The sequence below is a fragment of the Deltaproteobacteria bacterium genome, from assembly GCA_028818775.1.
GTDB lineage: Bacteria > Desulfobacterota > Binatia > UBA9968 > JAJDTQ01 > JAJDTQ01.
The window spans coordinates 1-6107 of the sequence record JAPPNE010000092.1 but is presented as its reverse complement, the minus strand read 5'-3'; the positions used below and the strand labels follow the sequence as shown (position 1 = coordinate 6107).

8 protein-coding genes are annotated in these 6107 nt (G+C 68.9%); 7 read left to right on the top strand and 1 reads right to left on the bottom strand.

Annotated features, from left to right (window positions below; genetic code table 11):
* The 3 genes from OXU42_11330 to OXU42_11320 all read left to right on the top strand — a co-directional run.
* A partial coding sequence (locus OXU42_11330; protein MDE0029978.1) for a strawberry notch C-terminal domain-containing protein occupies positions 1-1325 on the top strand: 1325 nt, incomplete at its 5' end.
* A 141-nt stretch (positions 1326-1466) separates the two neighbouring features.
* On the top strand, positions 1467-1736 hold the full coding sequence (locus tag OXU42_11325; protein ID MDE0029977.1) for a hypothetical protein: 270 nt from the start codon (positions 1467-1469) through the stop codon (positions 1734-1736).
* A gap of 111 nt (positions 1737-1847) precedes the next feature.
* On the top strand, positions 1848-2630 hold the full coding sequence (locus tag OXU42_11320) for an excalibur calcium-binding domain-containing protein (protein ID MDE0029976.1): 783 nt from the start codon (positions 1848-1850) through the stop codon (positions 2628-2630).
* A gap of 93 nt (positions 2631-2723) precedes the next feature.
* Here OXU42_11320 and OXU42_11315 read toward each other — a convergent pair whose 3' ends face one another.
* Positions 2724-3920 (bottom strand): hypothetical protein, encoded by a 1197-nt coding sequence (locus tag OXU42_11315; GenBank protein ID MDE0029975.1) that lies wholly within the window; start codon positions 3918-3920, stop codon positions 2724-2726.
* Positions 3921-4362: 442 nt separating this feature from the next.
* Between OXU42_11315 and OXU42_11310 the strand changes: the two genes are divergently transcribed.
* The 4 genes from OXU42_11310 to OXU42_11295 all read left to right on the top strand — a co-directional run.
* Positions 4363-4896 carry a hypothetical protein gene (locus OXU42_11310; GenBank protein MDE0029974.1) on the top strand — a complete coding sequence of 178 codons (534 nt, stop codon included), beginning with the start codon at positions 4363-4365 and terminating at the stop codon, positions 4894-4896.
* A gap of 103 nt (positions 4897-4999) precedes the next feature.
* On the top strand, positions 5000-5158 hold the full coding sequence (locus tag OXU42_11305; GenBank protein ID MDE0029973.1) for a hypothetical protein: 159 nt from the start codon (positions 5000-5002) through the stop codon (positions 5156-5158).
* 84 nt (positions 5159-5242) lie between these two features.
* The gene (ssb, locus tag OXU42_11300; GenBank protein MDE0029972.1) at positions 5243-5686 is read left to right on the top strand and encodes a single-stranded DNA-binding protein; all 444 of its coding nucleotides are present in this window, start codon (positions 5243-5245) and stop codon (positions 5684-5686) included.
* A gap of 165 nt (positions 5687-5851) precedes the next feature.
* Positions 5852-6107, top strand: a 256-nt coding sequence (locus OXU42_11295) for a DNA primase (GenBank protein MDE0029971.1), incomplete at its 3' end; no start/stop codon positions are given.

The following is a 6107-nucleotide window of genomic DNA, read 5'->3' as shown; positions in this document are numbered from 1 at the left end:
ACCAGGCCATCCAGGGGCTGGGCCGCACCCACCGGACGCACCAGGCCTCGGCGCCCCTCTTCCGACCGGTCACCACAAACGTGAAGGGCGAGCGCAGGTTCATCGCCACCATCGCGCGGCGGCTCGACAGCCTGGGCGCCATCACCCGCGGGCAGCGCGATTCCCAGACCGCCATGGGCGGCAGCGACGCTACGCTCTTCCGCGAGAGCGACAACCTCGAAAGCGTCTACGCCAGGGCGGCCTTGCGGCGGTTCTACCTCGCACTCTGGCGCGGCGACATCTCCGGCTGGTCCCTGGGGCGCTTCGAGGACGCCACCGGGCTGAAGCTCACCTGGGAAGGCGCACTCAAGGAGGACCTGCCGCCCATGCCGCGCTTCCTGAACAGGCTCCTGGCCCTGCCCATCGACGAGCAGAACCAGCTCTTCGCGGAACTGGAGGACCGCATCGCCGCGGGCATCGAGCAGGCCATGGAGGCGGGAACCTACGAGGTCGGCGTCGAGACCGTGCGGGCCGATTCCCTGTCCGTTGCCGGCCGGGAGGCGATGTACGAGCATCCGGGCGCCGGAGCGGCCACCGAGCTGGTCGAGATCGTGCGCCGCGACAGGCTGGAACCCACCTCCGCGGACGAAGCCTTCGCGATCGGCGCACAGACGGACGGCGTTCCGGTCCTGATGGTCAACGACAGGTCGGACCGCGCCGCGGTCGTGCTCCCGGCGCCGTCCCGCATGTTCGACGACGGCGGCGTGCAGGAGCGCGTCCGGCTCCTGCGTCCCGCCGCCCGGGACCCGATGATCAGGGCCGAACTCGACGCCTCGAACTGGCGGAAGGCCGCCGAGACCGAGTGGCGCGCTCTCTGGGACGCCGAGATCAAGGGCCTCCCGTCCCACAAGGAATCGCGGTTCTGGCTCGCGGCGGGGCTCCTGCTGCCGGTCTGGGACCGCCTGCCCTCCGAGAACATGCGGGTGCGGCGTCTTCTGACCGACGACGGCGAGGCGCTCATCGGGCGCGTGCTCGACGCCGGGCAGGTCCGCGCCGTGCGTTCGGCCTTCGGCCTCGCGGGCGGTCTTGCCATGACCGGCGCCGAGGCCTTCGAGGAGATCATGGGACGCGGCACCGCGCTCGGCCTCGCCAACGGCTGGCGCCTCGCGCGCCGCCGCATCATGGGCGCCGACCGGGTCGAGATCGAGGGACCCGTGGATTCCGACACCGAGGTCCTGAAGCGCATGGGCTGCGCCGTCGAGATCATCTCGTGGCGCATGCGCGTCTTCGTCCCGGGCCCCGATCTCCTCGAACGCGTCATCCAACGCTGGCCGCTCGCCGCCTGAGCCCATCCCATCATCCGTATCGCCGGCTCGCCGCCCGCAGCGGGGGAGCCGGCCGGCCGCCGTCCACCCGCTGCCGGCCCGCCGGGGCTACGTACCGCCGGCCTGCCGGCGGCGGGCTTCACTCAACCGAGGAGCATCGCCATGACCGCACAGAACCTGCCCGACGACCCGAACTACGCGTTCTGCCCAAGCTACGAGCTGGGCGAAGAGCCGCAGCAGATCCGCATCATCTTCGAGGGCCTGCAGGGCTACGTGCCCACGGCCCTCGTTGCCTTGACGGTAGCCTCCGCCGAACAACTATGTGATCGCCTGAACGCCAGGCTCGGACACTCAAGGGAAGACTGGATGGCCCTCGCCGCCCGCTCCATGCGCACCTGGGCCCCGGCGGTCGACGACGAATCCCTGCACTGAACCGGACGCGGGCCGGCGGCTCAACCGCAACGGCAGGACGTGCTAGACAGGACCTCGGCGGCAACCCCGAGTGCATCCTGCTTCTGCCGCCATCTGCATGAAGGAGGCGCCATGAATCGAAGCCGGTTCGTTCTCCGTTGCGTTCTGTTCGCCGGTTGCCTCGGCCTGGGCGTTGCAGCGCATGGTCCAGGCGCCGAGGAGTGGCGCGGCCTGGCGGTTGCCCCGGAGCACCGCTGCGCTCCGTACCGGTCCAAGGACTATCCCTACCCGCAGGCGGTGGAGCTTCGGATCATCACTCAAATGGGAGGCAGGATCTACGGCCCGTACACCGGCCGCTACTTCTCCAGCCGCCGCATGACGGACATCGAGCACGTCGTAGCCAGGTCCGAAGCGCACGACAGCGGACTCTGCCGGGCGGACTCCGCCACGAAGAGAGCCTTTGCCCGCGACCTCCTGAACCTCACTCTCGCAGCGCCGGAGGTCAACCGGTGCGGACGAAAGGGGAAATGCGCTCATGACGCCGCCGAGTGGCTGCCCCCGATGAACCGTTGCTGGTTCGCCGGCCGGGTCCTGGACGTCCGGCGCAAGTACGGGCTCACCGTGGACCGCCGGGAAGCCGCCGCCCTGGACCGCGTGCTCTCCGGCTGCAACTCCACGGAAATGGTTTTCGTGAGCCGACCGTCCGCGCCGGACCCTCCGCCCCGTGTGAACCGGCCGCCTTCCCGGACGAGCCGCCCTCCCTCCCGAGAAGCCCTCCGACGCTGGGACGACAACGGCAACGGCCGGATCACCTGCCAGGAAGCGCGCCGCCACGGGATCGCCCCGGTCCGCCGCGGCCATCTGGCGTACCCCTTCATGTGGGACCGGGACGGCGACGGGATCGTCTGCGAGTAGGCGGCAGGCGTCGATTCCAGCCGACCCTTGCTGCGCAGCCGGCCGGCCTCCGGCCGGATTCATGCCCAGCCGGTTGGTGCGAAAGATACGGTGTTACGATGCGTCGCGGCCGTTTACGGAGACAATGCGACACGGACCTCCCCGCGCGTTGCACCGTTTCAGTGCCCTGCCCTTTGCGCGGTCGAGGCTCTCTTGCGCGCCTGACCAGCTGAACTTCCCGTCAACTCCAACGGCAAACGCCTTGTGCCCCGCGGTTGCGAGATAACGAAGCCATTGCCATCGGCCCTTCCTCTTCAGACTTTCGGGAGGGCGCACGAATACGACCGCCGCATCGCCCGGATCCTGGTCCCAACTCGGCGCGCCAATCGCTTTGAGGAAGGCGCTGATGCGTGGGCGCCAAAGCTCACGCCCGCCGAGGCTCATAAGGCGATGGCCGTCGTTGGAGAACCACAGAGGGCCGGTCCAGTCCAGACGCACGGGCGCGCCTGCGTCCGCATAGGCGGTGAACATCCGTTCCACCAGTGCCGGCCAGAAGAACCGGTCGGTCACGGAGTAGAGCCAAAGCGCCGGAATACGGGCGGTTGTGCCGAACTCGGCAAAAGCGGCTACGAGGCCGTCCTCGTTGTGATTGACGTAGTCCCGCGGTCTCCCGCGTCCGCCGGATACGTTGACAACCGCGATGAGGCCGGGCGGCGGTTCAGAGGCCAACGCCGTCACAGCGAACCCTCCGCCGGACTGACCGGCTGCGATGACTCTCGTTCCATCAATCTCCGGCCGCCGGGCTAGCGCTTCGATAACGCCAGCGTAATCTTCAGCAGCCGTTCGTCCGGGACCGACGTAGAACCCTGCGGCAAAGCGCTCCCTGCCAAGGCGATCGAATACAGGTCCTGTAGACGATCCGTAGCCGCGCCGCGCGAATACCACAGCCTTGTACCCACGCCTTGCGAAATCCTTGGCGAAGGGCAGATGCTGGCGCAGCAGGATCTGCCGTGGTTTCCGGGATTGTCCGTGGGAGATCACCGCCACAGGAAATGGTCCAGGACCCGGAGGCTCGACCGTGAGCGTTTCGAGTTCGTACTGCCCGCCGTCGATCTCGACCGACAACGTTCCCGACGACACACGGAGCTCCGAAGTGCGGATGACTGGAACGACGGGACCCGGCACATCCGTGGTCGCCAGATTCCGGTCAAGGCGATACGCATCGGAATCCGATGCCGTAGCGGAACTCATGGAGAACACTAGAACGAGACAGAACGGTACCACCCTTGTCAACACGGTTCGAGTTAGCATCGGTCGCCTCCTACGTGGTCATCTCCAGCGAGGTGGGACCGGAACGTAGCACAGGTGCTCCGGAAATCCCATGCGTGAGGGCGGCCGCCGGACCATCCACTGACAGGCTAAACACCACCGCAGCCCGGCCGCCAGCGGCGGCGCCATCATCGGCGCAATCGTCGGCAACGGCCGCGGGTTCGCCGGCGTGCCCGGCCTCCGTTCCCAAGCCCATAACCGCCGCAACCGCCCCGGTGCGGTGCCCACGGCATCGCCAGCGCCCGGAATCCCCGCCGCGCCATCGATTCCCGGTTCTCCACATCGCACCCGACCCGAATCCCGGCGCCGTTTCAGTCCGCTCGGACGTCCCGCCGGCCTGTGTTCGAGGACAGCCATGGGAGGACGAGAGCCGCGTGCGTAGAGAGAGGCGCGGTTCGAACCACCAACCGGAGAGGACCATGACATGACTACGTTGACCTATGCCGGCATCGGCGCCCGCAACACACCACCCTCCATCATGACCGCCATGACCGTGATGGCCGGCTGGCTCGCGCGTCAGGGCTGGCATCTGAACAGCGGCGGCGCGGCCGGAGCCGACAGTGCGTTTGCCGAAGGCGCGCCGGCCGGCCAGAGGACGCTGTACCTGCCCTGGTCCGGCTACAACGGGCGCACGGAGCCGGACTGCCGAGTGTTGTCGCCGTCCGAGCTCGAATCCTGCATGGCCATCGCCGCCCGTCTCCATCCCGCCTGGGACCGGTGCTCGCCCGCCGTCCGAAAGCTCCACGCCAGGAACGCCGCGATCATAGGAGTCGGTCTCGGCCGTCCCGTCGATGCCGTGGTGGCCTGGACGCCGGGGGGAACGATCACCGGAGGCACCGGGATGGCGATCCGCATGGCAATGGAAGCCGCCATCCCCGTGCTCAACCTGGGCAAGATGCCGCCGCGTGCGGTCTGCGAGCGCCTGCTGGCCATCCGTAGGTCCCGATCCTCTCCATAGAGCCGGAGAAAGGCGTCCACCGGGGCGAAGGCCCGGTAGGGGGGAGGGAGGCGGTCTCCCTCACGCGCTCCGGGCAAGGCCGACAGCCAAGGAGGATGCAGACATGTCCGGCATCGACTTCGACATCGCAGAAACCCTGACCGGCAGCGAGGCGCTGGCCGAGATCGGGCTCGGCCCCGGCGCCGTCCAGGACGTCATCGACGACGACCGCGTCCGGAGCTGCCCGGACCGGTGGAGTGAGAGGAGGGCCTGGGGAGAGTGAACGGAAGGGGGCTGGGGAGGGAGGACCCCGGTCCCTCGACGCTCGCAGACCATCGTCACTAACCAGCACGGAAGGAGAACTCCCATGGCATTCGGACTCAATCGCGTGGAACTGATCGGCCGCCTCGGCGCCGACGTTACCGTCAACCACCTCACCAGCGGCGGGCGCGTCGCCAACATGAGCATCGCGACCGACGAATCGTACATCAACAAGCAGACCGGCGAGCGGGTCGAGAAGACCGAGTGGCACCGGGTGGTGACCTTCCAGGACGGTCTCGTCGAGATGCTCGACAAGCACGCCCGCAAGGGCCGGCTGGTCTACGTCGACGGCAAGCTCCAGACCCGGCGCTGGTCGAAGCCCGGCGAGGAGGGCGACCGCTACTCGACCGAGATCCTGCTGGTCCCGGGCGGCCGGGTGCAGTTCCTCGACAAGCCGAACGGCAACGGCGCCCAGGCCCCGGCCGACGCCGCGATGCAGGACACCGCGGCCGCGCCGCAGGCGGACGTCGACGACGACATCCCGTTCTAGGCTCCTCCGCCTCCCTTTCCTCCCACCCAGGGCCGGCGCCTCGCGCGTCGGCCCTTTTTTCATGCTGCCCGTTCCGAGCGAGCACCCTCCGGGCTTCGCGCCTTCGCTTCGCTCGGCCCGCTCGCCCTCCGGCGCCGGGTGTTCGCCCCCTGAAGGAGAGCCGCCATGCAATACGCTCAGTCTCCCGCCGCAGCCGTCGCCGCCGCGCTTGCCGAGCGCGCCGAAGAGGTCTGCCAGCGCTACCTCCCCCACGGCCGCCGCCAGGGCCGGTACTGGGTCGCGGGCGACCTCGACGGCGCCCGCGGCCGCTCCCTCTTCGTCCGCCTCCACGGCCCCGGCACTCCCGGCAAGTGGACCGATGCCGCAGAAGGCAGTCATGGCGACCTGCTCGACCTCATCCGCCACCGCACGGGCGCGCCGA

Coding starts and splice junctions, on each gene's coding strand:
- OXU42_11325 (MDE0029977.1), top strand. CDS start 1,467: ATGACCGCACAGAACCTGCCCGACGACCCGAACTACGCGTTCTGCCCA.
- OXU42_11320 (MDE0029976.1), top strand. CDS start 1,848: ATGAATCGAAGCCGGTTCGTTCTCCGTTGCGTTCTGTTCGCCGGTTGC.
- OXU42_11315 (MDE0029975.1), bottom strand. CDS start 3,920: ATGCTAACTCGAACCGTGTTGACAAGGGTGGTACCGTTCTGTCTCGTT.
- OXU42_11310 (MDE0029974.1), top strand. CDS start 4,363: ATGACTACGTTGACCTATGCCGGCATCGGCGCCCGCAACACACCACCC.
- OXU42_11305 (MDE0029973.1), top strand. CDS start 5,000: ATGTCCGGCATCGACTTCGACATCGCAGAAACCCTGACCGGCAGCGAG.
- ssb (MDE0029972.1), top strand. CDS start 5,243: ATGGCATTCGGACTCAATCGCGTGGAACTGATCGGCCGCCTCGGCGCC.